The organism is Streptomyces sp. TP-A0356 (genome assembly GCF_001417775.1).
GTDB lineage: Bacteria > Actinomycetota > Actinomycetes > Streptomycetales > Streptomycetaceae > Streptomyces.
Genome location: NZ_BBZJ01000023.1, coordinates 1 through 24,822 on the forward strand (window position 1 = coordinate 1; position 24,822 = coordinate 24,822).

Annotated in this window: 29 protein-coding genes and 1 pseudogene; 17 read left to right on the forward strand and 13 right to left on the reverse strand. The window is 68.2% G+C overall.

The features are described from left to right. Positions 1-285: 285 nt before the first annotated feature. The 5 genes from ASC56_RS24260 (at position 286) to ASC56_RS24275 (ending at position 2,751) form a co-directional block, all read left to right on the forward strand. Positions 286-624: a DUF317 domain-containing protein gene (locus ASC56_RS24260; protein WP_055493853.1), complete on the forward strand. Its 339-nt coding sequence runs from the start codon at positions 286-288 to the stop codon at positions 622-624. A 106-nt stretch (positions 625-730) separates the two neighbouring features. Next, positions 731-1,021, forward strand: a complete 291-nt coding sequence (locus ASC56_RS24265) for a hypothetical protein (RefSeq protein WP_055493654.1) — start codon at positions 731-733, stop codon at positions 1,019-1,021. Positions 1,022-1,036: 15 nt separating this feature from the next. Next, positions 1,037-1,858 (forward strand): DUF317 domain-containing protein, encoded by an 822-nt coding sequence (locus tag ASC56_RS24270; protein ID WP_055493655.1) that lies wholly within the window; start codon positions 1,037-1,039, stop codon positions 1,856-1,858. Between the two features lie 262 nt (positions 1,859-2,120). Then, positions 2,121-2,255, forward strand: a complete 135-nt coding sequence (locus ASC56_RS42845; RefSeq protein ID WP_267887633.1) for a hypothetical protein — start codon at positions 2,121-2,123, stop codon at positions 2,253-2,255. A gap of 28 nt (positions 2,256-2,283) precedes the next feature. Beyond that, complete coding sequence (locus ASC56_RS24275; protein ID WP_055493656.1) at positions 2,284-2,751, forward strand: NUDIX hydrolase; 468 nt, start codon at positions 2,284-2,286, stop codon at positions 2,749-2,751. 10 nt (positions 2,752-2,761) lie between these two features. On the opposite strand, the pseudogene ASC56_RS24280 reads toward ASC56_RS24275, so the two are convergent. After that, positions 2,762-3,348, reverse strand: a pseudogene (locus ASC56_RS24280) (HD domain-containing protein). Between the two features lie 346 nt (positions 3,349-3,694). Here ASC56_RS24280 and serS point away from each other — a divergent pair. Continuing rightward, positions 3,695-5,011: a serine--tRNA ligase gene (serS, locus tag ASC56_RS24285; RefSeq protein WP_234377036.1), complete on the forward strand. Its 1,317-nt coding sequence runs from the start codon at positions 3,695-3,697 to the stop codon at positions 5,009-5,011. Between the two features lie 44 nt (positions 5,012-5,055). On the opposite strand, the gene ASC56_RS24290 is transcribed toward serS, so the two are convergent. Continuing rightward, positions 5,056-6,039, reverse strand: coding sequence for a phosphotransferase (locus ASC56_RS24290; protein ID WP_055493658.1), 984 nt, complete (start codon positions 6,037-6,039; stop codon positions 5,056-5,058). A 519-nt stretch (positions 6,040-6,558) separates the two neighbouring features. Between ASC56_RS24290 and aspS the strand changes: the two genes are divergently transcribed. Together aspS and ASC56_RS24300 are read left to right on the forward strand one after the other, a co-directional pair. Further along, entirely contained in the window at positions 6,559-7,881 is a 1,323-nt protein-coding gene (aspS, locus tag ASC56_RS24295) for an aspartate--tRNA(Asn) ligase (protein WP_055493659.1), read from the forward strand. Between the two features lie 128 nt (positions 7,882-8,009). After that, entirely contained in the window at positions 8,010-8,579 is a 570-nt protein-coding gene (locus ASC56_RS24300) for a nucleotidyltransferase domain-containing protein (RefSeq protein ID WP_055493660.1), read from the forward strand. A gap of 241 nt (positions 8,580-8,820) precedes the next feature. Here the strand turns inward: ASC56_RS24300 and ASC56_RS24305 are convergent, their stop codons facing one another. Then, complete coding sequence (locus ASC56_RS24305) at positions 8,821-9,234, reverse strand: NUDIX hydrolase (protein WP_040896670.1); 414 nt, start codon at positions 9,232-9,234, stop codon at positions 8,821-8,823. A 155-nt stretch (positions 9,235-9,389) separates the two neighbouring features. Then, entirely contained in the window at positions 9,390-10,640 is a 1,251-nt protein-coding gene (locus tag ASC56_RS24310; RefSeq protein ID WP_234377037.1) for a hypothetical protein, read from the reverse strand. A gap of 737 nt (positions 10,641-11,377) precedes the next feature. On the opposite strand from ASC56_RS24310, the gene ASC56_RS24315 reads away from it, so the two are divergent. Then, positions 11,378-12,232 carry a hypothetical protein gene (locus tag ASC56_RS24315; RefSeq protein WP_055493662.1) on the forward strand — a complete coding sequence of 285 codons (855 nt, stop codon included), beginning with the start codon at positions 11,378-11,380 and terminating at the stop codon, positions 12,230-12,232. Here ASC56_RS24315 and ASC56_RS42850 read toward each other — a convergent pair. Continuing rightward, the gene (locus tag ASC56_RS42850; RefSeq protein ID WP_267887634.1) at positions 12,223-12,354 is read right to left on the reverse strand and encodes a hypothetical protein; all 132 of its coding nucleotides are present in this window, start codon (positions 12,352-12,354) and stop codon (positions 12,223-12,225) included. The two genes, ASC56_RS24315 and ASC56_RS42850, sit on opposite strands and share 10 nt — an antisense overlap. Positions 12,355-12,607: 253 nt before the next feature. Here ASC56_RS42850 and ASC56_RS24325 point away from each other — a divergent pair, with 253 nt between their 5' ends. The 8 genes from ASC56_RS24325 to ASC56_RS38365 all read left to right on the forward strand — a co-directional run bounded on the left by ASC56_RS24325 (position 12,608) and on the right by ASC56_RS38365 (position 18,086). After that, complete coding sequence (locus ASC56_RS24325) at positions 12,608-12,817, forward strand: hypothetical protein (RefSeq protein ID WP_055493664.1); 210 nt, start codon at positions 12,608-12,610, stop codon at positions 12,815-12,817. Continuing rightward, complete coding sequence (locus ASC56_RS24330) at positions 12,801-13,316, forward strand: DUF6879 family protein (RefSeq protein ID WP_055493665.1); 516 nt, start codon at positions 12,801-12,803, stop codon at positions 13,314-13,316. The genes ASC56_RS24325 and ASC56_RS24330 overlap by 17 nt, the downstream gene beginning before the upstream one ends. Next, a complete protein-coding gene (locus ASC56_RS24335; RefSeq protein WP_055493666.1) occupies positions 13,313-14,146 on the forward strand; it encodes a helix-turn-helix transcriptional regulator in 834 nt (277 codons plus the stop codon). The genes ASC56_RS24330 and ASC56_RS24335 overlap by 4 nt, the downstream gene beginning before the upstream one ends. Positions 14,147-14,558: 412 nt before the next feature. Beyond that, complete coding sequence (locus ASC56_RS41280; RefSeq protein ID WP_006143122.1) at positions 14,559-14,696, forward strand: hypothetical protein; 138 nt, start codon at positions 14,559-14,561, stop codon at positions 14,694-14,696. 14 nt (positions 14,697-14,710) lie between these two features. After that, entirely contained in the window at positions 14,711-15,898 is a 1,188-nt protein-coding gene (locus tag ASC56_RS24340; RefSeq protein WP_055493667.1) for a cupin domain-containing protein, read from the forward strand. After that, positions 15,895-16,803: an aldo/keto reductase gene (locus ASC56_RS24345; RefSeq protein ID WP_055493668.1), complete on the forward strand. Its 909-nt coding sequence runs from the start codon at positions 15,895-15,897 to the stop codon at positions 16,801-16,803. Before ASC56_RS24340 ends, ASC56_RS24345 begins: the two co-directional genes overlap by 4 nt. Next, positions 16,784-17,638, forward strand: coding sequence for a hypothetical protein (locus ASC56_RS24350; protein ID WP_055493669.1), 855 nt, complete (start codon positions 16,784-16,786; stop codon positions 17,636-17,638). The genes ASC56_RS24345 and ASC56_RS24350 overlap by 20 nt, the downstream gene beginning before the upstream one ends. Before the next feature lie 178 nt (positions 17,639-17,816). Beyond that, positions 17,817-18,086, forward strand: a complete 270-nt coding sequence (locus tag ASC56_RS38365; RefSeq protein WP_234377054.1) for a hypothetical protein — start codon at positions 17,817-17,819, stop codon at positions 18,084-18,086. Positions 18,087-18,190: 104 nt separating this feature from the next. On the opposite strand, the gene ASC56_RS24360 is transcribed toward ASC56_RS38365, so the two are convergent. From ASC56_RS24360 to ASC56_RS24395, 8 genes are all read right to left on the reverse strand, one after another. Continuing rightward, positions 18,191-18,889 (reverse strand): hypothetical protein, encoded by a 699-nt coding sequence (locus ASC56_RS24360; protein ID WP_055493671.1) that lies wholly within the window; start codon positions 18,887-18,889, stop codon positions 18,191-18,193. A gap of 82 nt (positions 18,890-18,971) precedes the next feature. Beyond that, positions 18,972-19,427 carry a hypothetical protein gene (locus ASC56_RS24365; RefSeq protein ID WP_055493672.1) on the reverse strand — a complete coding sequence of 152 codons (456 nt, stop codon included), beginning with the start codon at positions 19,425-19,427 and terminating at the stop codon, positions 18,972-18,974. A gap of 83 nt (positions 19,428-19,510) precedes the next feature. After that, positions 19,511-21,232 carry a relaxase/mobilization nuclease domain-containing protein gene (locus tag ASC56_RS24370; RefSeq protein WP_055493673.1) on the reverse strand — a complete coding sequence of 574 codons (1,722 nt, stop codon included), beginning with the start codon at positions 21,230-21,232 and terminating at the stop codon, positions 19,511-19,513. Positions 21,233-21,291: 59 nt separating this feature from the next. After that, positions 21,292-21,810: a plasmid mobilization relaxosome protein MobC gene (gene mobC / locus ASC56_RS24375; RefSeq protein WP_234377038.1), complete on the reverse strand. Its 519-nt coding sequence runs from the start codon at positions 21,808-21,810 to the stop codon at positions 21,292-21,294. A 206-nt stretch (positions 21,811-22,016) separates the two neighbouring features. After that, the gene (locus tag ASC56_RS42110; RefSeq protein WP_234377039.1) at positions 22,017-22,157 is read right to left on the reverse strand and encodes a hypothetical protein; all 141 of its coding nucleotides are present in this window, start codon (positions 22,155-22,157) and stop codon (positions 22,017-22,019) included. Between the two features lie 88 nt (positions 22,158-22,245). After that, a complete protein-coding gene (locus ASC56_RS24385) occupies positions 22,246-22,437 on the reverse strand; it encodes a hypothetical protein (RefSeq protein WP_055493674.1) in 192 nt (63 codons plus the stop codon). Next, positions 22,434-24,164 carry a hypothetical protein gene (locus ASC56_RS24390; protein WP_055493675.1) on the reverse strand — a complete coding sequence of 577 codons (1,731 nt, stop codon included), beginning with the start codon at positions 24,162-24,164 and terminating at the stop codon, positions 22,434-22,436. Before ASC56_RS24390 ends, ASC56_RS24385 begins: the two co-directional genes overlap by 4 nt. Further along, complete coding sequence (locus tag ASC56_RS24395) at positions 24,161-24,805, reverse strand: WhiB family transcriptional regulator (RefSeq protein WP_055493676.1); 645 nt, start codon at positions 24,803-24,805, stop codon at positions 24,161-24,163. Before ASC56_RS24395 ends, ASC56_RS24390 begins: the two co-directional genes overlap by 4 nt. Positions 24,806-24,822: the final 17 nt, after the last annotated feature.

A 24,822-nucleotide genomic window follows, 5' to 3' on the forward strand; every position in this document is an offset into this window, starting at 1 on the left:
CCGAAGATCGACCACCGCCAGCAGGCCCCCAGGAAACGCCTTCCGGGGGCCTGCTGGCGTCTTTCGACGCCGATCCGCTGGAGATCTAGCCGCGTACCGGTGGCAGGTCATAACGGCTGACGGCCAGGTGCGTCTCTGGTGTCGCAAGGCGGCCCTCGCAGTTCGCCGGGAGCAGACGAGAAAGCTCTACGAATGACTGGAACTGCGGGCAGGGGCATGTCAACCTAGACGACCTTCCCCGGAACTTAGCAGGTCAGAGAGGTGATCGTCGTGGCCGTAGCTCCCATGAGACCTGGATTCTCCACCACCGTCGAGGCCCTGCGGCTGCGCGAGTGGCTGCTAGGACCTGGCAAGCCCACGCTGGTCATGGACCAGTTCTCCGCGGAGGACTTCCACCTGATCGTGGATGACCGCGCGGACGTGCACGTCAGCTCCAAGGACGGCCGGTTCTACCTCGGCTGGTTCCCGCTCGGCCGCCCCGGCACGGACGGCGAGGGATGGAAGATCGCCGTCACCGGCACGGCCAAGGTGCGTGGCTACCACCTGTCGTTCGATACCGAGACGCCGGCGGACATCGTCGCCGCCGCTGTGGCGCGCGTGCTGGAGACCTCACGCCCCCTATGAGAGCGCGGACACAGACAGATAGTCCCCGCCCCGCACGCGGTCGTCTGTCTGCCGCCGCCGAACGTTTCCACTGCTCCCCGTATCCCTCTACCCCAGGAGGCTGTTCGTGACGACCCCGGAGATGACTGTCGGCGATCTCATCGACCTGCTGTCCGGCTGCGACCGGAGTGCCCCGGTACGCCAGGCCATGAATCCCTTCTTCCCGATGGCACACCGCTTGGCGCAGGTCGTGCAGTGCGTGGACGAGACCGGGCGGCCCGTCGTCTACCTCGCCGAAGGCCGGGATCCGGGCGCCCAGCTTGGTCATCTGCCGCCCGAGGTCGCCGTCGCCCTGACCTGGCACTCTCCCGTCCAGGCACCCCCTCGCCGGGAACGCCGCACCGCACGCGGCAAGTAGACCCGCACCGAGCCCTTGGAGGCGCCCCTGAACCCCGACACCCCCCTCGATCCGCCGGCCAGCAACAGCGCCCAGCGCGCCTACTGGGTCGGTCCCCGGCACCTGGCCGGGGACGACGGACGCCTCTACGACTCCGTCGCCGATACGCTCGCCGGCCTTGGCTGGTCGAGCCTTGCGATCGTCCGCGGACGCCAGGAACCTGACGAGGCGCCGGAGGACCGTCAGGTCCTGCGCAGCACCGTCCTGCACATCAGCCAGGACACCCTCCGGTGGGCCCAGTGGGTCCTGGCGGACGAGCCGTTCCACCTCGGCGAACTGCCGATCTCCTGGCAGGTCTGCGCCCGCGCCGATACCAACAGTCCGCTCGCGCAGTGGTCGGCCTACTTCACCCCAGACGTCCCCGGCGAGGTCCTCACCGACTTCCTCGTCGCGCTCGATGCCCGGGACCAGCCCGCCGTGTCCTTCGCCGGGCCCGAGGTGGTCCTCGACGCGGTCACCGCCCACGGCTGGCTCCGCGACATCGACCAGCCCCACGCGGCAGCGACGGACCCGACGTTCACCTCCCACCTCAGCCTCGGCGAGGTCCCGCCCCTCATCCAGGATGCCGACCCGCGCACCCTGGTCGCCGAGGCCGACGCTGCGGGACCGGCCGGATGGCAGGCATGGGCCGAGCCCGCGCTGGGCACGCAGTGCCTGTGGGCGGCGTCCTTCGCAGCCAGCGTCCCGCACGACCTGGTCGCCGCGTTCGCCGCCTCGCTCAGCTCGACCGCACCGGTCCTGCGCCGGGTGCTGCCGGCGAGCACGCGGGACCGGCTCCTGCGCGCCCCGGCTGGCTGAACGCCGGTGTCCGTCCTTCATTCGACGCATGAAGCCCGGCCTCCCCGATTTCGGGAAGGGCGGGCTTCATGCTGCTGTGTTTGCCGGTGCGCTGAGGGGTTCGGACCGTGACGGCAGTATGTGACGACAGCGGCGACAGAGCCCGTAATCCCCACCAGCAGCGCCATCTTGCCTGCCCAGACGATGCGTTCCACGATCTCGCCCCGATTGTCAGACCGGAGTGCCATCGTTCGTTCATGTTCACCCTTACGACGACCACCTCATGGTCAACCCGCACATCTGGGGTCAGCCGGCCAGCGCCAACCCGCTACTCCAGCTCCGCAACATAGACGGCGGGGAGTGGTGCCAGCGGTACGGCGACAGCTTCGAGGCCGTGCGGGCATCCGCGCGCCCCTAGGCGCCCGACAGACAGGAGTAGCACTGCCGTGGGCAGGACCGAGTACTACCACGACCCCAAGGCCCCCAAGGCCAACACCCTTATCCCCGCCAGCAACCTGCTCGTAGTCAACGACGAAGGCGCCATCCTTCTCCAGCGACGCCGCGACACCGGCCAGTGGGCCCTGCCCGGAGGAGCCCAGGACATCGGTGAGAGCCCGGCGCAGTGCGCCGTCCGCGAGTGCGAGGAGGAGACCGGCATCGTCGCGGAGGTCACCGGCTTCCTCGGCGTCTACTCCAACCCGGAGCACATCATCGAGTACACCGACGGCGAGATCCGGCAGCAGTACGAGGCCGTGTACATCGGCCGCCCCGTAGGGGGCAAGCCTACCGTCAATGAGGAGGCCGACGGCGTGCGCTGGGTTCGCCCGGACGACCTGGATAAGCTCGACATCCACCCGAGCATGCACGAGCAGATCGGCCACTACCTGACCGGGGCTTACCCCTACCTCGGCTGACCGCTCGGACTTACAGCTCCACGCCGGCCTCGACCGCAGCCGCCCGCACCCGATCCACACTCGCGTGGATGTGCGGGGCGGCCCGGCGGATGAAACGCCCGACCACGCTGTCCTCGCCGTAGCGGGCCAAGATCTCCTGCAGCCGCTCATGGGGCGTCGTCCGTCGGCCGTCCGGCGTCGTGGTCATGTCGCAGTAGACCAGCGCGTCCACGAGGAGCGGATCATCCAGGAGGGGGAACTCGTCGGCCAGCTCAGTCCGGAGGCCACGCTCCTCGGCTTCGAGCAGCGCATACGAGTGGTTCGCGACCAGGCGGACAACCCGTCTCTCCGGAGATACCGTGCTCCGTCCAGCGGATGGAATCCCGTAGAGACGAGCGGGGGCGCGTAGCCGATGTCATGCAGCACCGCAGCCGCTTCCAGCACCTCGGCGCTGTTACCGGCCAGCGGCGCCAGCGTCTGGGCGCAAGCGGCAACGCCCTGCGAGTGTGCCCACCTGCGCGGGAGGCTGCTACTTAGCAGCTCACCAGCCAGTTCGTACGCCCAGTCAACCCTGGTCGTTGCCACCTGGGGAGGATATGGCAGCAACGGCGAGGACATCCTGGCCGTGCGCAAAGGGGAAGCCTGGACGTTGCGGGAGCCGCCGAAGCGTTTCTCGATTGCAGACCCGATCGCGGCGTACGTATCCTTCCCGGCAACGCGTTGACGGAGACGAGTAGCCAGGGATCACGCGAGCCGAGAGAGCTGCTGGCAGCTGGGAAGGCAGCCTCGCGCCCCAGGTGAATCCCCTCCCGAGTGCGGGGAGGAACGGCCTTAGGGAAGGTCCAATGCCCCGCCGGTTGACCCCCGTGACCGGGTCGCGAATGAGGCCACCCTCTGCTGGTGGCGAAGGCGCGGTGGCACCGCGAGTTGCCCCTTCTCGCCCGCGCTCCCAAGGGATCACGTCATGATGACTGATCGAACGGAGCACGGCAGGATGATCGATGTCACCCTGATTCGCCAGAACCCAGCCCATGTCCAGCAGGCGCTAGCCAAGCGGGCGGTCCACGTCGACCTCGACGAGTTTCTTCGACTGGACGACGACTACCGACAGGTGCGGGCTGAGATGGAACGCCTCCGTGGGGAGCGCAAGAGGATCTCGGGCGAGATCGCGAAACGGCAGCGGGTTGGGGAGGGCGTGGCAAGTCTGCACGGTGAAGCATCGGCCGTGGGCGAGCAGCTGACCGCCGTCGAGGCGCGGCTCATCGAACTGGAGCAGGCGCGTCAGGTCTTCCTTGATCCGCTGCCGAACCTACCCGACGCGGACGTGCTGGCCGGGGGCAAGGAGAACAACGAGGTCATTCGTGAAGCCGGCCAGCGTCCGGAGTTCGGTTTCACGCCCAGGGACCATGTGGAGCTCGCTCGAACTCTGGGCTTGGTCGACTATGAGCGGGGCACGAAGCTCGGCGGCAGCGGCTTCTGGATCTACCGGGGCGACGGCGCGCTCCTGGAGTGGGCGCTGCTGAACCACTTCCTGGAGGCCCATGTGCGGGACGGCTATGAGTTCGTGTTGCCACCGCACATCCTGACCTTCGCGGCCGGGTACACGGCGGGCCAGTTCCCCAAGTTTGCGGACGAGGTCTTCGCCTTGGAGCAGGGGGAGCAAGGTCCGGAGCGGTTCCTGCTACCGACCGCGGAGACAGCGTTGGTCAATCTGCACCGGGACGAGACGCTGCCCGAGACGGAGCTGCCTCGGAAGTACGTCGCGTACACGCCGTGCTACCGCAAGGAGGCCGGCGGCTACCGCACGGCTGAACGGGGGACCCTGCGCGGTCACCAGTTCAACAAGGTCGAGCTGTTCCAGTTCACCCACCCGGACGCCTCGGACGCCGCACACCAGGAGCTTCTCGGCAGAGCGGAGGACTTGGTAAAGGGACTGGGCCTGCACTATCGGATCACGCGACTCGCGGCCGGGGACACCAGCGCAGCGATGGCCAAGACGTACGACGTCGAGGTGTGGCTGCCGAGCATCGAGGCGTACGTCGAGGTCAGCTCGGTGTCGAATGCCCGCGACTACCAGGCGAGGCGTGGCAACATCCGCTACCGGCCGCAACAGGGGAAGTCGACGTTCGTCCACACGCTGAACGGATCAGGTCTGGCCACGAGCAGGCTTGTGCCCGCGCTGCTGGAGCAGCACCAGCGGGCCGACGGCACGGTGGAGGTACCCGAGGTGTTGCGCAAGTGGATCCCGAGCGGCGTCCTGACAGCACCGCCCTCGGCCTGAGTTGAGCGGGCTGTCTGTCGAACACTGAACGGGTGGGCCCCAGGTCAGAGTGCCCAACCACGCCGGTTGACCAGCCATCGCAGTGTGACCTCTCCACACCACGTCTGGTGCTGGCGAAGATGCGGTGACCAGTCTGCTGCGGGCTGTCTGCCTGAAGTGAGGAAGAAACCGGACAGCGCGGCGAGCGCCGCATCGAGTTGCTCGTCGGCGACTCCGCGGGCGGTGGGGTGCTGGGTGAACAGGGCTGTGGCGTCGTGGCCGTCGGCGTAGGCGGTGGCCAGGAGCAGGACGAGGTCGAACCAGCTTGCACCCAGGCAGGGCCAGTTCCAGTCGCAGATCCACGCGGCGCCGTACGCATCGATCAGCACGTTGTCCTGTCGTAGGTCGTGGTGGAGGACGGCATTGCCTGCGACGGCCTCCCGCCATCCGCTTTCCAGGCTGGCCAGCACGTCCAGTAGGTCGAGTGGTACCCAGGAAGGCAGGGCGTTCGTGTGCGTGGCGCCTCGGGCGAGGTTGCGCCAGTCGGCGAAGTCACCGCCGTCACCCACCGCCTTGAGGCCCACATGCTGGAGTGCTGTGGGTGGGGTGGAGAGTGCCTCTGCTGTGATCCTGTACGTGTCGAGAGTGGCCGTTAGCTCATCAGGCTTCCACGGTGTGGTGGGCATGCGGCCACCGGGGACAGCGTCGATGCCGAGAACGACCCATCCGTCGTGCTCCTCAATCCACTGCAGGCGTGGCGCCGGAATCTCTGCCGGGAGCGCCTGGTTGATCAACGCTTCCCTGCGGTAGGAGTCGGCCACCACGCTGTTGTCCAGGCTCTTGACCGCCTTGACGAACAGAGGTCCGAAGGCCCCGCGGAGTACAGCGGCGAAGCCGCTGGTAAATCCGCTCCCTGCGCTGCGCCCGGCCTGTACTGAGCCTCCGAGGCGTCGGGTGATGAGCTGGCGAACGTCTTGTGGGAGGTCCTTCCAGTCTGGGCGTACCGCTGTGGCGTTGTACTGAAGGCGCGAGGTGATGATGTCGGGCATTCCGTCAGGATGGGGGAGCTGTGTTTCCCGGCGCCACGAAATTGTCACGCGGATCCGTGTCCGTCCATTCGCTGACTGAGCCTCGTAGGCTGTGCCCCGGGTAGCGTCATCATCAGCGCGACTACACCTCCTCCTTCCTGGCGCCGTTGATCGTCAGGTGGCCGCACCTGCTTCCGAACCTGCCCACTGGCACGATCACGACCTAGCAGAAATCTCGCTGTCGTCTCGAGCCCTGGCTCGCTATCCTCCGTCACAACGCGATGACGGAGACGAGTAGCCCGGGATCACGCGAGCCGAGAGAGCTGCTGGCAGCTGGGAAGGCAGCCTCGCGCCCCGGGGTGAAGACCCTCCTGAGTGCGAGGAGGAACGGCCATGTGGTCCAATGCCCCGCCGGCTGGCCCCGTTACCGGCCACGAATGAGGCCGCCACTGTCGAGTGGTGGTGAAGGCGTGGTGGAACCGCGAGTCCCCTTCTCGCCCGCGCCCCCAAGGGATCACCATGACGCCCTGGAGGGCTGCGATGATCCATACGACCGATCGTGTACTGGTATCTGACCTGCACGAGCACTTGGGTCGAACCGTTTCCGTGTCGGGCTGGGCGCACACTCTGCGCCTGCTGAGTAAGGTCCAGTTCGTCGTCGTACGCGACCACACGGGCATGGTGCAGGTCACCCACCGGCGCGGCGGCGCAGGCGACGACATCGAGGCCGCCCTGCAGCAGCTCTCGCCGGAGTCCGCGGTGCGGATCACCGGCCGCGTCGTCGAGAACCCGATCGTGAAGCTCCACAGCCTGGAGATCATCCCGGAGCGGGTCGAGGTCCTGAACCGGGCCGCGACACCGCTGCCCATCGACGAGCACACCAGCCTGGAGCACCGCCTGGACTGGCGGTTCTTGGACGTACGCCGCCGTCCCGCCGCTCAGCTGATGTTCGCCGTGCAGACCACCCTTGAGCAGGGGATGCGCGAGTACGCCTATGCCCAGGGCGCCACGGAGATGCACACCCCCAAGCTCATGGGCACCGCCTCGGAGTCTGGCGCCGAGGTCTTCGAACTCGGCTACTTCGATCGCAGCGCCTATCTCGCCCAGTCGCCGCAGTTCTACAAGCAGATGGCGATCTCGGCCGGAATCGAGAAGGTCTTCGAGATCGGCCCCGTCTTCCGTGCAGAGCCGTCGTTCACCTCCCGGCACGCCACCGAGTTCACCGGCGTCGACGTCGAGCTGGCCTGGATTGACGGCGTCGAGGACGTTATGGCGTTCGAGGAGCAGATGCTCGCCCACGCCATCACCAAGGTCGCCGGTGCACACGGCGATGCGGTCCGGGAGCAGTTCGGCGTGGAGATCACCGTCCCCACGACGCCCTTCCCCCGCATCACCATGGCCAAGGCGCACGACATCCTGCGCAAGGGCGGATGGGACGCGGAAGGAACCAAGGAGGACCTGGACCCGGAGGGCGAGCGGAGCATCAGCGCCCACATCCAGCAGGCCACCGGCCACGAGTTCGTGTTCATCACCCACTACCCCGTGGGCATCCGGCCCTTCTACCACATGCGGCCGGCCGACGACCCGAGCGTGACCCTGAGCTTCGACCTGCTCTGGAAGGGGCTGGAGATCACCACCGGCGCCCAGCGCGAGCACCGCTACGACGTGCTGCTGAAGCAAGCCGCCGAGAAGGGCATGAGTCCGGAGCCGATGCAGGACTACCTGAACGCGTTCCGGTACGGGTGCCCACCGCACGGCGGGCTGGGCATGGGCCTTGGACGCGTACTCATGGTCTTGCTCGGTCTGGAGTCGATCCGCGAGGCCACCTTCCTCTTCCGCGGACCGAACCGGCTCACCCCATAGCTGGCCTCTGTGCATGGCTGGCCTACGTCGGATTTCCCTTCCGGGGCCTCGTTCACTGAGAGCATGGACAGGTGAGTATTGAGGGAGTGGGGCGCTGGGTGCCGGCTCGTCCCGAAGATCTAGCTGTCATGTTCGCTGCGGCCGACTTCCCGTGGTGGATCGCTGGCGGGTACGCGATCGAACTCGCCGTCGGCCGTGAGCTACGCCCGCACGGCGATCTCGATGTCCTCGTCCTCCGACGGGACCAAGCTCGCGTGCGCGATCTCTTGACCGACTGGGACCTGTACGTGGCGGACCCACCTGGCATGGGGCGGCTGCGCCCGTGGCGTTCTGGGGAGACTCTTCAGCCGCCCCTCCACGACACCTGGTGCCGACGCACGCCTGAGGCACCCTGGTCCGTGCAGCTCATGCTGGACGAGGCGGAGGGCACCCATTGGGTCTCTCGGCGTACCCCACGGATCCGGCTTCCGATCGAGCGGTTGGGACGAAGAAGCGGGACTGGTATCCCCTACCTGGCGCCCGAGGTGCAGCTCTACTACAAGGCGAAGGCGACACGGGAGAAGGATGAGACAGACTTCGAAGCGGTACTGCCGCTGCTCGGCGAACCTCAGCGCATTTGGTTGGCGAACGCCATCGCAGTAACCGTGCCGGACCACCCATGGCGGCAGCGTCTTACGCCACCGGACGCACACAAATGAGACGTCGGCCGCCGAGCGCGGTCCGCGGGAGACACGAAGGTGGCACGAGAGTTATACAACCTGAAGCTCTGGCACTCCGTGAGTGAACACTTGGTCGACGAGGCAATGGCGAAGCCACGCTAACCAACCGCAGGCAGATCAGGCCGATTTCAGTGTCCACGACCAGTTCCTTAGCTCGTCGGGAGGGCGGTCTGATTACCCGAAGCTGCCTCGTCCTCCGTCCGCAGCACGCACCGAGGTGTTACCGGCTCAGTGCGGCGTCGAGATATACCTGCACCGCGTCGAAGAGGCCGTATGGCACGTACGCGGGAATCTGGGCATGCCGGACCCATGCCACCTCAGCCAGTTCATCGTCGTCCGCCACGTAAGGAGCGCCGGACTCTACGACACAGGCCACGTAGGTCATCTTCCGGCCAGTCTTGGGGTGAACCCGTTCTCCGAGGACCTTGAGAGCGGTCACCTCCATGCCGACCTCTTCGCTCGTCTCTCGCACGGCTGCTTGTTCAGGGGTCTCCGTCCCCTCGATCTCGCCCGCCGGGAACTGCCAAGACAGTTGACCTTCCGCGACCCGGCGGCGAACCATGAGCACGGCGCCGTCCTGTACCACGATCGCGGCTGCGATGCCCGGTCGCTCTTGTGCCGTTTGCTCGGTCATACGTCTTCCTCCAGTGCTGCCAGCATCGGCGGGTAGATCGTGTCGACGGACATGAAGCGGCCCTGTAGGTTCTCAGATCCCGTGTCATTTTCTCAGTCGCGATGTCATGTGACTGGCCGAACTGACACGGGATTGAGAATCGCTGGCCACTGCCGTCACTCGTTTGAGGACTCCGTTGCCAGCGGGATACCGCACAGCGGGCAGCCGTTTGCGTGGTCGTCCTGACAGACGTAGCCGATGGCGCCATCCACGCACCATTCGGCGGCCTCCTCGGACAGCAGGTCGGGCCCGGCAAGGAGCAGCCGACGAAATTCCGTGGTGTCCGCAATGTCGGCCGGCCGGTTGGTGAACCACTCGTCGAACCAAGGCTTGTCCCGGTGTATGCGCCAGTGCGCATTCTCCCGGTCGTCGACAGCCGTAAGGAACCGATCGACGATGCGCCCCCAACTCGGTGCTCCGAACCAGCCGTTGTCGAACGCGCACAAGGATTCGACCAGGGTTCGCAGACCGAACTCCTTCTCGCTAAGGCAGTACCTTCGCCCCCATGAGATCGCGACCTGTGCCATCTCCGCGAGTTCTACGCGCGGATCATCCTCGTGTGCCGGGTCGTCAGGGTTGTGGCAGGCCAGCCCGAGCTCGAGCACAGACTGCCCGGTCGGTAGAACCCGGGACGGGTTGACGATCGCGAGACCGAGACCGATCCAGTCGACATGGTCGAACGACAGCATCGAGCGCACGAGTCGGGTGGTTGCCGCGTTGATCCGCATCATTGTGCCGTCGTGCAGCGGACTCTTCCCGGCATGCCAGTTCTCGACGGGTGTGTTGCGCCACACGGCGAGCGTGATGCGGGTGGCAGCGAGCCACAGCAGGGCGTCGTCGTCGAGGTGCCCGAACCGCTTGGCGCACTCCTGGGCGCCGTAGGTGATCAACTCTTCCGGTTTCGGCCACCTGTGGCTGTCGGGCCCTTCAGGCCCTTCAGGCGCGTACTCGTAGTCATCGGCGTACTCGTCGAGGATCGCGCTCAACTCGGCTGCGCTGTAAGCCTCGCTGTACTCGGAGCTGTCCGGCTCCTCGACGGTGTACATGTCGTGGTCCCAGGAGACGTACACGTCGCCCCAGAGCACGACGTCATCGCACTCGCTGGCGTTGTCCGTCACAACCGGCCTGATGGTGATCGGGGCAGTACGCCCGTCGGTTCGCTCGCCGTCCTTCTCGGCAGCCCATGCAGTGATGACCCCGAGCGGCTTCGGAAGGAGAGGACCGACCTCGGTGATGCTGAACGGCTCGTCGTCGTCATCGGTGTCGAACCGGCTGTTGACGAACGCGACCGCCTCGGAGGGCGAGCTGACGATGGACTGGGTACCACTCTCGTTGTCAACCACTCGCCACAACGCGCTGTTCTTCACGATGCTCTCCGATCGCGGTGAGTGCACCCGGGGCGGGTGCGATGCGCCGGGTCGCTCGGCACTGACTCCAATTATGGGCTGATCAACCCGTCCGTAGTCCCGCAGGCGCTTGTCAGCGACGACGCTCGGGACGTTCGTGTGCAACGAAGGTGTGTGAGTGGGTGGAACGGATGGTTGCCGATGCAGGTTCGTGACGCCCCGGGCCGCGTTGCAGCCTGCTGGACAGCCTGAGGAAATGACACCGATCTGAGACAGCCGCCTGCCGACACAACGTGAGACTCAAGGGAAATATCCAGGTCACAGGGTCGGCGCCTGACACTGAAATTGAGAACCTACAGGCCCGCCGCATTCTTCGCCACCCAAGCCGCTCTTCAACCGCATCATTGTTCGTTGCGTCCCCTGCCAGGTACACGCAGTGGACACCCGTCGCCGGATGGATCCGCTCAACCAGACCGCGCCGTACAGCACAGCACACGCCCGTCTAATCCAGCGTCTCGCGGGCCGTCGCGGTCCCTCCTGCCGCAGATCATCCCGCCGCAGCTGTTCCTCGCTCCGTAGAGGGGAGAAGTTGCCGCAACCGACCTCGTCCTTGGCGAATGCCAGGCGCTCCGCCTCTTCCCGCTCGATCAACTGCCGCACAGGATGCCGCACATCACCCACTACATTAATCAACTTACGGGTGCTTTCACCTGACGGCAGGTCGCCCCTACCCCACAGCGAGGGCCCAAGGAGTCCAGATGACGCTCTCTTCGCCTGGTGCACGGGCCGTGGACTTGCGTGTTGAGCCGGTTGATGACGTTCTCGAACACGTGGAGCGGTCCCTTCAAATGCAGTTGCTCCGTGACACCGTGGTGTGCAAGCGGCGCTCGGTTGGGGCGCGGACGGACCGTGGAACGTGGGTGAGGGTTGAGCGGCGCAGCTTCGACCGGATCGGAGCACAGGGCTGGAACGGCACCGAGGCCGCAGCGGTCTTGCATGGAGTGTCTATGCCGAAGTGGTATGCGGGGCTGGCGTGGCGCGAGCGGGACGAGCCGGTGATGTGGCGGGCAGACGAAATGGCGCTGGTCACCGCCCCGCCCGTTGGGCAAGCCGCCCTGGTGATCGAGGATCCTAAACTGTCGGACGGCTGGTGGGCGGCACTCAATGCTTCGCTGGACGCACTCGCCGCGCAGCGCACGCACCGCATCGCCACTCCGGACACCGAGACGGCCACCCAGGAACTGGTGACTGGGACGATCCGAGCAGTCTTCCCCGAAGTAGACGCCACCGTGGATGAGTGGACGCCGGCACATGCGGATCTGACGTGGGCGAACGTGACCGGGCCCGAGTTCTGCATCCTCGATTGGGAGGATTGGGGGATGGCGCCGCGCGGACTGGACGCGGCCACCCTCTGGGGGAACTCCCTTGCCGTCCCCGCCCTGGCCCAACAAGTGTGGGCGGAGCATCGGCCAGACCTGGAGAGCAGGTCTGGCCGGCTGATGGCCCTGTTCTTCTGTGCGAAGGTCGTAGGTCCTTACGCCCATCCCCAGGATCCCCGCTTGGAGCCTGCCCGGAAGGAGGCGGCGCGGCTCATCGCCGAGCTTCACTCCTGACGGCGATTGCGCAGGAGGCTGCGGTAGTGGCGGACGGCCTCCTCGTCCGCCGCGAAGCTCTGGGCGTTGGTCAGCTCTCGCAGGTGGTCGGGGTTGTGGGTGCCGACCGCTACCGCGTTCACGGGCGGGAGGTGGTAGGCGGCCCTGAAGGCAGCCTGCACCGGGGTGGCCTGCTGCCGGGAGCAGGTAGGACGGGGTCCCTCAGTCAGCCCCCGCACCCTGCCGCTCCCCTCGCTCCCCTTGGGCTGCGCCCCTCCGGCCGCACGGGTTTATGCGAGGACACGCATAGTCGTGTTCGTGCATAGACGCTGCGCCCGGCCCCCTCTAACGTCATGGGCAGGCGGCCCAATCGGGGCCAGAGCAAGGGGGTTTGGCATGTCCGAGCGTTCGGCACTCACCCGGCTCACGGGCAATGGCAACGGCGAGTGCGGAGAGAAGGACTGCCCGAACGTGTACCGCACGGCCGCGGGGTCGTTCGTGGTGCAGGGTGACGTGTCCGACGCCTTCACCCCGCCCGCCGGGGAAGGGCTTGTGGAAATCCCGGAGGCGGTTCTCAGGGAGGCGTTCCGTGCACTTGGATGGTGACGCCTGGAACGACTGCTTCGATTCCATGGAGCGTGAGGCGTGGAGGCTGGAGACGCTGCCCGTCTACACCATGCCCCAGGAAGCGGAGAAGCTGAAGCGATTCCTCGCCGGGGAGAAGTCGCCGGACGATTACACATCGGCCTGGATGGATGAGGTCCGGCAGTGGGCCTCGGAAGGAAAGAGAGTCGGCAGGGTGCACGTCGTGACCCGCCCGCTCTCGGACTACCTTCGGTTCGAATTCGAGTACTACTACCGGCACCACGTGAAGGCGGGCGAGGATATCCGTATCCTCGACCTCACCGACCGGGAGAACCCGGGACTTCCAGATCAGGACTTCTGGATGTTCGACGAGTCCAAGGTGGTCCTGATGAACTACCGGGCGGACGGGACACAGATAAACCGGGAGCTGTACGAGGGCGACCCGGAGCCCTACCGGCAGTGGAAGCGGATTGCCATTGCCAAATCCGTGCCGTTCCTGGAGTACGTGAGCAGCGGGTGACGTTCGATCCTGAGCAGCTGGGGCAGCCGAAACAGGAACTGGCGGCCCTGCTGAAAGAACTACGCAAGCGAGCCGGCCTCACTGGGGACCGGCTCGCTCGGCGTTGCAACATGTCCCAATCGAAGATCAGTCGGATCGAGAATGGGAAAGTTCAGCCGAGTCTGCTGGATCTGGAAAGGATCCTCCGGGCCGTGGTGGCTCCGCCCGAGGTCATCGAGGAGGTCGTTGCCCTCGCGAGGCTGGCCAACACCGAATGGCAAGACCTGCGCTCGCTCCGGCGTAGGGGCCTGGAGAAGAAGCAGACTGAACTTGCCGCCCTTGAATCCTCGTCCACGGAGTTCCGCTTCTTCCTGCTCTCGATGATTACAGGACTGCTGTCCACCCCTGAGTACATCCGCGCCAGCCTTGCCTATTCTCCGGCCGATGTCACTAAGACGATCGCGAGGAAGCTGGAGCGGCAGGAGGTTCTTTACGACACGAAGAAGCGGTTCACTTTCATTCTCGCCGAGCAGGCTGTGAGGTGGCCACTCCTGCCCCCGGCTGCGATGGCGATGCAGATTGACCGGCTGGCCTCACTGACCCACCTTGCGAACGTGAAGCTCGGCGTCATCCCCATCGCGGGATACAAGCCCATGGCTCCGATGGACACCTTCACCATCTATGACGACACCCTGGCCACCGTGGAGAACACCACCGGTGTCGTGATCCTGAGAGATCCACGTGACATCGAAATGCACTTGGAACTGTTCTCCACGCTTGAGGGTTATGCGCTGTTCGGGGACGAAGCGCGAGCCTTGTTGGCGGAGTGGTCCGCCGCCTGCCGTTCATGATCTTTAGTCCATGACGGGAAAGAACTACACAGCCGTCGCTTTGTAGGCCAATGATTTCCCCCATGGCAGCGACCGGGCGAAACGAAAAGTGGGTCCGCTACGGCGTGGGGTGGCGGCTGGGGTACCGGCGGAGGTTCGGCCCTGACGCTGGTGTGCGCTCATGACGACCGGGTGCATGACTCTCCGGGTGTCATACGACGGGGGCCGGATGTACGACTCGGTGCGCATGGTGCGGGTGAACCACCGCAACGCAGTGATCTCGGGTTCGCCGACCAAGTCCCCGCCGTGCGGGTGCCCGCGGTGCACGGGGCGCCCGTCGTCGCCAAGGTCGGCGTCCGCCGCGCTCGTCGCTGTCCCTTTGCTTCCTGCCGGAATCCCGGTGGGAGTCCCCGAGAAGAGAGAGGTAAGTCCGATGGTGGAAGAGAACACCACGTCGGCCGCCCCCGAGGGGGGTGGACTGCTCGTCGCGAAGCGGAAGATCGTGGCCGCGCGCACGCGTGCCGAGCAGGAGTCGGACGTCAGCAGTGGCCGTTCCGACGGCAACGACTGACGGGAGCGCCCACGTTGCGTGATGCAGCCTCGTGGGCGGGGCGTCTGGGCGGGGACAGGTTCCTCGCCCAGACGTACCACCGCTCGTACGCGCACTTCCCCGGGGTCGCCGACGTGGCGGGTCTGTTCTCCTGGGACGACCTGAACCGGATCATTGCCGCGCAGCGGCTGGAGCCGCCCCGGCTGCGCCTGTCGGCTGACGGCGAGATGGTGCCGCTGCACCGCTACGCGATCCCGACAACGAACCGCCGCGCGGTCACCTGGTCCCGTATCCAGCCGTCCGACTTCCACGCCCAGCTCAGGGACGGGGCGTCGCTGGTCCTCGACGCGGTGGAGAAGATCCACCCCGCCGTGGGGGCGGCTGCGGAGGGGCTGGAACGCTTCCTCGGGACTTCCGTGCAGGCCAACGTGTACGCCTCGTGGACCGAGCGGGAGGGCTTCGGCCGGCATTGGGACGACCACGATGTCGTCGTGGTGCAACTGCATGGCTCGAAGCGGTGGCGCCTGTGGGGGATGACCCGTGAGGCGCCCACCTTCCGGGACGTGGAGTCGCCGGAGGAGCCGGAGGGCGACCCGGTGGCGGACCTCGTTCTGTCCCCGGGTGACGTGCTCTACCTGCCGCGCGGGTGGTGGCACTCGGTCACCGCCGATCAGGGGACGGAATCCCTTCACCTCACGTTCGGCATGGTCCCGCACACCGGCGCTGACCTGATGCTGTGGGTCGTCGATCAGCTCCGGGCGTCCCTCGCGCTGCGCCGGGACATCCCGCGCTTCGGCTCGCTGGCGGAACAGTCGGACTTCATCGACGCCGTACGACGTGAGGTGGCCGACATGATGGCGGACCCCCGCCTCGTGGAGCGGTGGGCGGAGTCGATCGACACGACAGACCTGGGCCACGCGATTCCGTCCCTGCCCTACGTGGACGGACTCCCCGCACGGAGAGAGATCACGGTCAAGCTCACCGCTCCGAGAGGTCGCCTGACGGCCAACCGCGAACAGGGCACGGTCACCTTCTCCGCGGCGGGTACCGCGTGGGACTTCGCTGAGTCCGCGGCGCCCGCGCTGGGCACGCTGCTGACCAACCAGCCGACCACGCTGGGGGAGGTGGCCGACTCCGCCGGGCTTGAGGTCAAGGAGGTGGCCGAACTGGTCTCCGTCCTCATCGACGGCCACGCCGTCGCAGTCGTGGGGACGGCGCTGTGACCGCCGCGCTCTGCCTGGGGACATACCGCGTGCGTGCCGTCAGTCAGGCGGCACGCGCTGCCCTGGCCGCAGGCAGCCCCTGGGTGGACACGGCACCCAACTATGGTCGTGGTCAGGCGCATGAGGAGCTGCGCCCGATGCTCGGGGGGGGATACCCGACCGTGCGGGTAGCCACGAAGACGGGGTTCTTCACGGAGGAGCAAGGCCGCAGCGCGCTGGCTGAGGGCGTGCTCACCCGGGAAGAGGCGGCCGGTAGGCACAGCCTTGAGCGAGGCTTCGTCCGCTGGCAGACGGAGCGATCCTTGGCCGCGCTCGGGCGCGTGGACCTGGTGTTCGTGCACAACCCCGAGCACCACGGGCACGGCCTTGACCGCGCCGCTCTGCACGGCCGTGTGCGGGAAGCCTTCACGGCGCTGGAGGAGTTCGCCCATGCGGGCAGGATCGGTGGGTACGGCGTCGCCACTTGGTCGGGCCTAACCTCCGGAGCGTTCAGTGTCGCCGAGTTGCTCGCGCTCGCACGCCAGGCGGCTGGTTCCGCCGAGCATCACTTCACGGGCATGCAGATGCCCGTCAGCCTGATCATGGATGCCCCGATCACACAGGCCCTGAACGGCGGCGGACCACTGGTACAGGCGAAGGACGCCGGGCTGATCACGTTCGGCTCCGCGCCCCTGCACGGGGGTGAACTCCTCGACGCCATGACACTCGAACTGGTGAACCTCATCCGCCCCGGCCTGTCGGCCGCAGCCGCTGCCCTGCTGGCCGCTGGCTCGTGCCCCGGCCTTGATGTCGTCCTCACCTCCGCGAGCACCCGCGAGCACTGGGACGATGTGGCCAAGGCTCTGGCTGCGCCGCTGACGGCCCAGGAACTCAGGAGGGTGACGGATGAACTCGCCGGTGAATGAGGAGGTGCGAGCCCTGATGGAGGCAGCCCACGACCGGGCGGCCAAGGCACTGGGCCTCAGCTGCACGGGGCCGCTGGCGTGGGGCTTCCTCGGTGTCACCCTCGGACGCCGAGCGGAGGACCGGTGGCTACGGGTGAGCCGGACGGCGAAAAGGAACGCGGGCAGAAAGCAGGGGGAGGGCATCGTCGGGGCTTCCCAGCTCCTACCCGAAGGCATCCCGCGCCCCCGCCTGCACGGGGTGCACGACTGGACTGACGGCGAGTGGGCCTTCGAGGCCGAAGTCCTGGACTACCTCACGCAACCTGTGGTGTCCCCGGACAGAGCCGACATCGACCACGATCCGGCGCTGCCTGACGAATGGTGGGCGGACCTTCGCCAAGCCCTTGTCCTGCTCGCTGAAGCGGAGGGTGTGAAGACGACCGTCCGGGACGGATGGATCGAACGAGCCTTCCCCCAGTTCCTCGGCATCCCGGCCCCCGCCAACGTGGAGCGGGTGACCGGTCACGGTGACCTGCACTGGGGCAACCTCACCGCCGAGCCCCTGTGCCTGCTGGACTGGGAGCGGTGGGGCCTGGTGCCCTTCGGCTATGACGCGGGGCTTCTCCACGCCAACAGCCTGCTTGTGCCCGACGTAGCCGCCCGCATCCGCAAAGAGTTCGCGGCCATCCTCGACACCCCCGCCGGTCGAATCGGGGAACTCGCGGCCCTGGCCGAGATGCTGCAAGCCGTGGCCCGTGGCTGGTACCCCGACCTTGCGCCCCACCTTCTCGCCCGAGCGGAGGCACTCACGGGAGTGCGCCCGCCCGTTCCGGTGCACTCCGAGGTGAGCGCCTGACTGCGCCCCTGCGCGCCTCTCTCAGGCCCTCTCTGCCAGGTGGCGGGAGAGGGTGGCGCGGTGGACTCCCGGCGCCTTGGCAATGCTGGTGACGCTCTCGCCCTCGTCGCGTCGCGCACGGGCTATGTCCAGCTTGCCGTCCCCACCCGGCCGCGGGGCATCACCGGAGGACCCAGCGTTGTCGGACCGGAGACTGTCGTACCGGCTGTGGACGGCCGTGAGCTCCTCAACGGCGACCAGCAGGCTGCTCTTGGTGGAGGGCAACCTTGTCGGTCGATCGCACGTCGCTGTGGACGTACACCTGCGGGCCTTCGCTGCGGATGCCGGCGTCACGGGCCTGCAGTACGAGGAGCTGCGAGCTGTGTACGAGGAGGCCGCCGCCGCCCTCGGACACGAACCGGGCGGGATGGAGCACGCGGTATGGCGGTTCAAGTCGAGGGCCGTCTGACCCGCCACCCTAGGCCGGCCGCTGCTCGGCGACGCCCCGCTCTGAATCCTCGGATCGACACGGCGCCCTCGACCGTGGTGGTCGAGGGCGCCGTTGCGGGCGCGTCAGCGGGTTGCTGTCGCCTTGGCGAGGGCCTTGTCGAGATGCTGGCCGACCAGGGCTGGCGCGCCGGAGACGATGAGGAGCAGGCTTCCCTCACGTATCGCGGTCTGCTTGACGACGCTGTCCTGCCCACCGGAGGTGAAGGTCATCAGCTGGCTCCACTGCTGGTCGCCGAGCCGGGGCGCGGTCGTCTTCTGTGACGTGACGTTGATGACGGTGCTGCCGGAGACGACTTGGTAGGTCGGGCAGCCGGTCATGGCGTCGAAGATCCGATCGATGCCGTCGGACAGCTTCGTGGAGGTGTCGCTGTACAGCTCCTCGGAGACCTCCGAACCGGCGCTGCCGCCGGTGTAGGTGAAGGACACCTTCGCCTTGTTGGGGAAGTCGAGGGAGCCGCTGGCCGCCGCGTCGCCGCCCAGCTTCTCCAGGGTGGGGCAGCCGGTGACGGTGACGTCGTCGTGGCTGGAGGTGTCCTCCGGCTTGCGGGTGTAGTCGGACCCGAGGTCGCTCTCGTCGAGCAGGCGGGGCTGAAGCGCGGCCGACGACAGCGGGGCGTCGCTCTGCTTGGTGGTGGCCGGGTGGTCTGCGGGGGCGGAGGACGGGGAGGTGGACTTCGCCTGGCTGGTGCCGGCGGAGCAGGCGGGCAGGGTGAGGGCGGCGGCGGTGAGGCCGAGGGCGGTGATGGTGAGGCGAACGCGCATGGGTGAACTGACCCCTGTGGTGCTCGGTGACGGTTGGACAGTGCGGGCCCGTGGGCCCGAGAAGGGGCCGAAGGAGTGGAGGTCAGCGGTGGCCGAGGTGCCGCAGGCAGTCCTCGAACGTGGCGTGGATGGCATCTCCCGGGCCGGAGTGTCGGTTGAACCACGCGGTGTCGAGACGGGTCTCGTGCTGCTCGTGGCCGGCCTGGCAGCGCAGCCAGACCTGGTCGTGGGTGGAGAGGATGAGCCACTCGCGGTAGGCGCCGCACTCGGCGCAGGCGACGACCTCGCCGGCCAGGACGACCGGCCACGGCCAGGGCATCACCCGGCCGTCGAGCTGGTCGTGGCTGGGGACGCGCAGCTCCGGCGGGAGGAAGTCGTCCACAACCGGCGCCGGCTCCGCGAGCTGATGCTCCTCCTGCATCTGCAGGACCGGCGGCACCTGGTCGGCCATCCGCAGCCACGCCTCGCACGCTTGGCGCTGCACCTCACTGAACTCTTCCTCTTCCGCGCGGCGGCGTCGTCGTATCCGGTGAAACACCCGGTGTCCTCCCTCGTCTCGTCCTGCACGCGTCATGATCGTGCGCGAAGTCCGCTGACCTGTTCAATTCACAAAGTCCACAGTCACGACCGGCCACGCCCAGGCCGGGCCTGTCCGGGGATGTGCTGCCCGGCGCGCTGTGCCGAGCGCTGTGCGGCGTGAGCGTCGGGCACCATGCCGGTGGTATCCGCAGGCAGGTCCGCTGCCCGGCGCAGCCGCCACACCAGGACGTCGCTGACGGACTCCGCCGTGTCCAGCTTCCGCCGACCCGCGGCGTCGGCGAGCAGGGCGGCTGGGTCGTGGCCGACGGCTTCGGCGTCGGCGAGGGTGGCGGCGAGCGCGTACCAGCCGGGCTCGGCGAGGATCTGCTCGGCCAACTCCGGCAGCGCTGTGCGCAGCACCGTCGTCTGCCGCTGCCGCAGCGCCCGGCCCAGGCGCCGGCCTCGCTGGTAGAGGGCACCGAGGGGTTGGGCGGCGGCGGCCTGGTAGGCGGCGCGCAGATGTTCGGCGGCCTGGCGGGCGGCGGCGGCTTGCTGGGCGTGGTTCTTCTTCGCGTGCCAGTGGGCGGCGGCGGTGATGAGGAAGAACAGCATGTCGATCGCCATCGCGGTGGTCGCGCCGTCCTCGCCGCGGCCCAACGCCGGACCGCTATAGACGAGGTCACGGGCGGCCTGCCGCAGCGCTCGGTCGTGGCCACGCTCGGCGCGGACGTGGGAGCGGGAGGCCCGCTCGAACGCGAAGGCGGCGTCACGCAGTTCGCGCCTGGTGCGGGCCGCGGAGGTCTTCGCGAGCGCGTCCAGGACCTCGCCGGCAGCGGCAATGTACGCGGCGGCGATGGCGTCGTCGCCGTGCTCGATGACGAGCACCGCGTTCCACGCGGCCGAGGCCGTGCGTCGGCGGGCGGCGGCCGGGTCGCTCGGCGCCGCAGGGGCGGGCACATCTGCCGGTGTGGCGTCCTGGTCGCGAGTGTCGGCGGACCAGCGCTCCCGGATACGGGGCAGGGACAGATCGGGGGCCAGGCGGACGCCGGGGTAGAAGACCGGTTCGCCGTCCTTGTTGCGGTCGTCGGGCAGGGCGACCTTGTATCCGAGCAGGTCGCCGGAGGGGGCGACGCGCTTACGGATGATCAGGCCGGCGGCGGTCAGCCGGTCGAAGAACTCGGTCTCGCTGCTGGCGCCGGCCACCGCGCGGCGCACGGTTTCGCGCAGTTCCTCCCGCGCGGTGCGCTCGCGGCCCTGACGTTCGGCTTTGTGGCGCTCGGCACTGGTGGGGCGTTGGGCTGCGGTGCCGTCGCCCTTGTTGAGCCGGCGCAAGCCGAGCTCCGCTTCCAAGGCGCGGGCCTGGGCCTGGGCGCGAGCGGCGTCGTGGTCGAGGTCGGGCTTGTAGCCGTCCTCACGGACGAGCGTGGCGACGATGTGAATGTGGTCGTCGGCATGCCGGACGGCCACCCACCGGCAGCCCGCGCCCTGTTCGGGGTAGTCGATACCGGTGGCGGCGACCATCCGGCGGGCCACCTCGCCCCACTCCTCGTCGGTCAGGATCCGGTCCTCGGCACTGTTGCGGACGGACAGATGCCACACGTGCTTCTTCGGCCGGTCAGCCTGGTCGATGTTCTCGACGGGTTGGTCCAGGAGCTGCTGGAGCTGCTTGAGGGTGGCAGACGGGTGGCGGCCGGGGTCGGGAGCGTTGTGGTCCCACGAGGCGACCAGGTGCGGGTCGATGTGCTCCTCGTGCTTCCCGGGCCCGTAGAGGTAGTAGAGGAGACCGATGGTGCGCTGCCCGCGCTTTTGTATCCGGGGGATCATGCTGCTGTCCGAGGTCGTTGCTGGGAGTGGCGGGATGCGGGGCGGTAAGGGGAGCCAGCTCAGCGCTGCTCCAGCAGTCGGTCTGTGGCTGCCTGTACGCGGGTCACGGCGCGCTGGACCGCCGCGACGACCGCGTCGATTTCCGCTGGCTGGCCGCCGGAGTTGATGGCCCGGGCTATCTGGTTGAGGTTGTTGCCGACTTGTCCGAGGTGCCGGCGTGCGGCGAACAGCTCGGCGATCAGCTCGCGGTGGCCGGCGATGGCGGCGGCGGTGCTGTCGAGGTCGTGAGCGGCGGCGAGCCCGCTGCGGGCGAGGAAGCCTGGCAGGCTCGTACGGGTCGCGGTGGCGGCAGCGCAGAGCAGGGTCTTCTCGTCGCCGTTCAGGCGGACGCTGCAGACGTAATCACGCTTGTGCGAGGGCGGCTTGGGCGAGCGCTTGCGCGAGGTCTTCTTCGCGGCGCGCGGCTTGTGCAGTGAAGGCGTCTCCTCCGGCTGCGATCCGCCCTCGGTCGCTGTCTCACGGACCAGCACCCCCCGGTGCTGGTCCGCTCTCGCCACCCCCGGGGCGGGCTTGGCCAAGGCGCGCTTCCCCGACGGGGAAGAGTGTCTTGGCCGATAACTTGCTCGCCCCGAGACCGAGTTGGAGTTGGGAGCAGGTTCCGGGGCGGTGCCGGTCTGGGTGGGGTTCGTCATCAGGATTCGGGCCTCGTGGAGCGGGTGTGCTGTTGGATGCTCGCGGCCAGCGCGAGGACGTCGGCCGGTCCCGTAAGGACGCGGACGGATCCTTATGAGTGGCCCTGGACGAGCCACTGGCCGGTAGGCGCGAGGACGGCGGCGTGCAGGAGTCTCCGGCGGACCAGGACGTCCGCCCAGGCGCTGGCCTCGACGACCGTGGCCTCGGATGAGCGAACAGGACGCGGAATCAAGGCGTGTCTCCTCAAGCGGGGCGGGTGGCCCGGCACGGAGCCGGGCCACCCTTTGCGATTAGGGGGCCTGGAGCGGGGTTTTGCCGGTTCAGCCGCACTCGGGGCAGCGACCGACGTGGCTGTTGAGCGCGCGGGCCATCCGCTGCTTTGTCGAGGCAGCCTGCTTCGCGCTGGACTTCGCCGCCGGCCTGCCCTCGTGCCGCTTTGAGTGGGCGAGCATGAAGCCGATCTCCCGCTCGTACTCCGCACGGACGGTGTCGAACTGGTGGCAGGTCTTCATCGGGCGGAGCTCCTTGTCGTCGTGGTGGCGTCACTCCGCAGTTCCTGGAGGACGAGGCTCAGCCGGTCGTTCCGGCCGCCCTTCAGGCCCTCACGGCGGAGAATCTCCCGCAGCTGGACCCGGGTGACGGACTCGTTGCCGTCCCGTTCGAGCAGGGCAGAGACGTGCGGACGGACCTGCTGGACGAGCTGGTCCACCGACTGTTCGAGCTCCCGCGGCGCGCGCTGCGTCTGCGGGCTGCGGGACCGGGCGCGCTTCCCCTTGGTCTTAGTCCGGGGCTTCGTGGCCGTCTTGCTCCGCAGAGGCACCGTGTGTCCCCGGTCCCCGGTGGGCTCGGTCCCCGTGTCGGTGTCGTTCGGTCCCCGGTCCCCGGTGGGCTCGGTCCCCGTGTCGGTGTCGTTCGGTCCCCGGTCCCCGGTGGGCTCGGTCCCCGTGTCGGTGTCGTTCGGTCCCCGGTCCCCGGTGGGCTCGGTCCCCGTGTCGGTGTCGTTCGGTCCCCGGTCCCCGGTGGGCTCGGTCCCCGACTCGGCGGCGTTCGGTCCTGGATGCGAATCAGGGCCTTGAGCAGGTACTTCTCGCGTAGTACGGTCGGTCCCCACGCCTCCGGCGTCCCCCTGTGAGGCTTCCGAGTCGGTGGGACCGGTCCCCGGGACGACACCTGTGGCTGGAACCTCGGTCCCCACCCTGGTCCCCGCGTTCTCGACCCCGGTCCCCGCGCCATCCGACGCCTTAGAGTCCGCAATCTTGGGGACCGGTCCCCTCGGGGCGCTCGGTCCCCGGTCCCTGTACGACTCGTGGGGGCCGGGGGGATCGGCTGCGGGGACCGGCGCCGTCGAGGCCGGATGCGAGGGGACGGCGGCTGCCCTCGCGGTGATGTGCGCCGGGGACCAGGGCGAGGGAAGCGGGACCGTGGCGAGCGCGAGTGCGTGCCGGCGTGCGGCGAGCTGGTCGAGCAGCTGTGCGCGCTGGCGGGCGTCGGTCCCGACCGAGGCCCTGCCGACCGCCTTCGACAGGCGCCGCGTCAGCCGCCGGCCGCGTCGGCTCTGCTGCTGCTCGGGTGTGCGTTCGGCGAGGCGGACGGCGAGGGCGACTGCGCGGGCGGTGGCCCGGTCCCGGGTGATCTGTGCGGCGTCGCGGTCGCGTGCGGCGATCCCGAGGCGGGACAGCAGCCGCTCGCGTGCTTCCCGCCCCAGGACGGCGATCAGTCCGTGGGAGGCGGCACCCGGGGTGCGCAGGCGCAGCTCGATCCCCATGGCGAGGTGCCACAGCATCGCCGCCATGACCGGCCCGACGAAGGCCCTTACCGTGCCGCCGATAGGACCGCTCTCGGCATAGGCGGGGATCACCTGCACTCCGGTGATCACCCAGACCAACGTGCCCGGAAGGCCGGGGGCGCCCTCGGTGGCCAGGTTCTGCCGTGCCATTAGCGCCGTCGCGAAGAGCGCCAGCTCGGCTGCGGCGAACATGCCGGCCCGCTCGGCGGTGCCGGCCATGTCGAGGTAGTCGGCGGCGAACCGCCAGCTCGTGTCCGCGGAGTAGCAAGTACAGCCGAGGGCGGCAAGGGCAGCGACCTTGACCGCCGGACCGCTGAGACGTTTCTGCGGGCGTGTGCCCTGGCGCCGGATCGTCCAGGCGGTCAGCACCAGCACGACGGCGGCGGGCACCACGGCGGCGAGGAGGAGAGAGAGGTCCGGAGCGGCGCCGAGGGACAGGAAGGGGTGGATCATGCGGCCTTTCCGAGAGAGGCGTGCGCCGGAGTCGACGCTGCCGGGCGGGCTGCTGGCTGCTGTGTGCCGGGTGCTGAGGCGGGCGGGGGGCCGCCTGCTGCTGGGGCGGTCTTCTTCCGCTTCTTCTTGGGCCGCGGCACGCCGTAGGTGCGGTCGCGGTCGAACACCTTGTTGGCCGCCTGCCGCAGCAGGTCGCGTGCGTGCTTGTGGCTGATCTGAAGGGCGGTGGCGAGCCGGTCGGGCCGCCAGCCGCGTACGTAGGCGTGGTCGATGACGACCTGCCGCTCGGCCTCGGTCAGATGCACGTCGCGTCCCAGGAAAAAGGAGGTTACGCGTCGGTAGTCGAGGCGCTGGTGCAGTCCGTCGTGCCAGGGACGCCGCTCGCCCTCGGTGAGGCCGCCCCAGATGCCCTCCTTGAGGACGTTCTCCAGGGCGAAGTTGAGGCAGTCGCTGCGTACCGGGCACCAGCCGCACAGCTCCTTCGCCTCGGCGATGGCTTCGTGGTCCCGCGGGAGCGGGAAGAAGACGGCGTCAGCGTCCTCGACGTCCATGCCGTGGCACGCTCCCTGGGTGTGCCAGTTGGTGTCTCCGATACTGCGCAGGCCGGTGGCCGGCGCGTCGTGGGTGGTGATGTGACGCAAGGGTGGTCTCCGATGTG

What these genes read in the sequence shown, in the direction of transcription:
- serS (WP_234377036.1), top strand. Translation starts at nt 3,695, where the DNA reads ATGATGACTGATCGAACGGAGCACGGCAGGATGATCGATGTCACCCTG.
- ASC56_RS42845 (WP_267887633.1), top strand. Translation starts at nt 2,121, where the DNA reads ATGGTCAACCCGCACATCTGGGGTCAGCCGGCCAGCGCCAACCCGCTA.
- ASC56_RS24290 (WP_055493658.1), bottom strand. Translation starts at nt 6,039, where the DNA reads ATGCCCGACATCATCACCTCGCGCCTTCAGTACAACGCCACAGCGGTA.
- ASC56_RS24385 (WP_055493674.1), bottom strand. Translation starts at nt 22,437, where the DNA reads ATGAAGACCTGCCACCAGTTCGACACCGTCCGTGCGGAGTACGAGCGG.
- ASC56_RS24300 (WP_055493660.1), top strand. Translation starts at nt 8,010, where the DNA reads ATGTTCGCTGCGGCCGACTTCCCGTGGTGGATCGCTGGCGGGTACGCG.
- ASC56_RS24360 (WP_055493671.1), bottom strand. Translation starts at nt 18,889, where the DNA reads ATGCGCGTTCGCCTCACCATCACCGCCCTCGGCCTCACCGCCGCCGCC.
- ASC56_RS24390 (WP_055493675.1), bottom strand. Translation starts at nt 24,164, where the DNA reads ATGATCCACCCCTTCCTGTCCCTCGGCGCCGCTCCGGACCTCTCTCTC.
- ASC56_RS24305 (WP_040896670.1), bottom strand. Translation starts at nt 9,234, where the DNA reads ATGACCGAGCAAACGGCACAAGAGCGACCGGGCATCGCAGCCGCGATC.
- ASC56_RS24370 (WP_055493673.1), bottom strand. Translation starts at nt 21,232, where the DNA reads ATGATCCCCCGGATACAAAAGCGCGGGCAGCGCACCATCGGTCTCCTC.
- ASC56_RS24260 (WP_055493853.1), top strand. Translation starts at nt 286, where the DNA reads ATGAGACCTGGATTCTCCACCACCGTCGAGGCCCTGCGGCTGCGCGAG.
- ASC56_RS24325 (WP_055493664.1), top strand. Translation starts at nt 12,608, where the DNA reads ATGTCCGAGCGTTCGGCACTCACCCGGCTCACGGGCAATGGCAACGGC.
- ASC56_RS24350 (WP_055493669.1), top strand. Translation starts at nt 16,784, where the DNA reads ATGAACTCGCCGGTGAATGAGGAGGTGCGAGCCCTGATGGAGGCAGCC.
- aspS (WP_055493659.1), top strand. Translation starts at nt 6,559, where the DNA reads ATGATCCATACGACCGATCGTGTACTGGTATCTGACCTGCACGAGCAC.
- ASC56_RS24315 (WP_055493662.1), top strand. Translation starts at nt 11,378, where the DNA reads ATGACGCTCTCTTCGCCTGGTGCACGGGCCGTGGACTTGCGTGTTGAG.
- ASC56_RS41280 (WP_006143122.1), top strand. Translation starts at nt 14,559, where the DNA reads ATGGTGGAAGAGAACACCACGTCGGCCGCCCCCGAGGGGGGTGGACTG.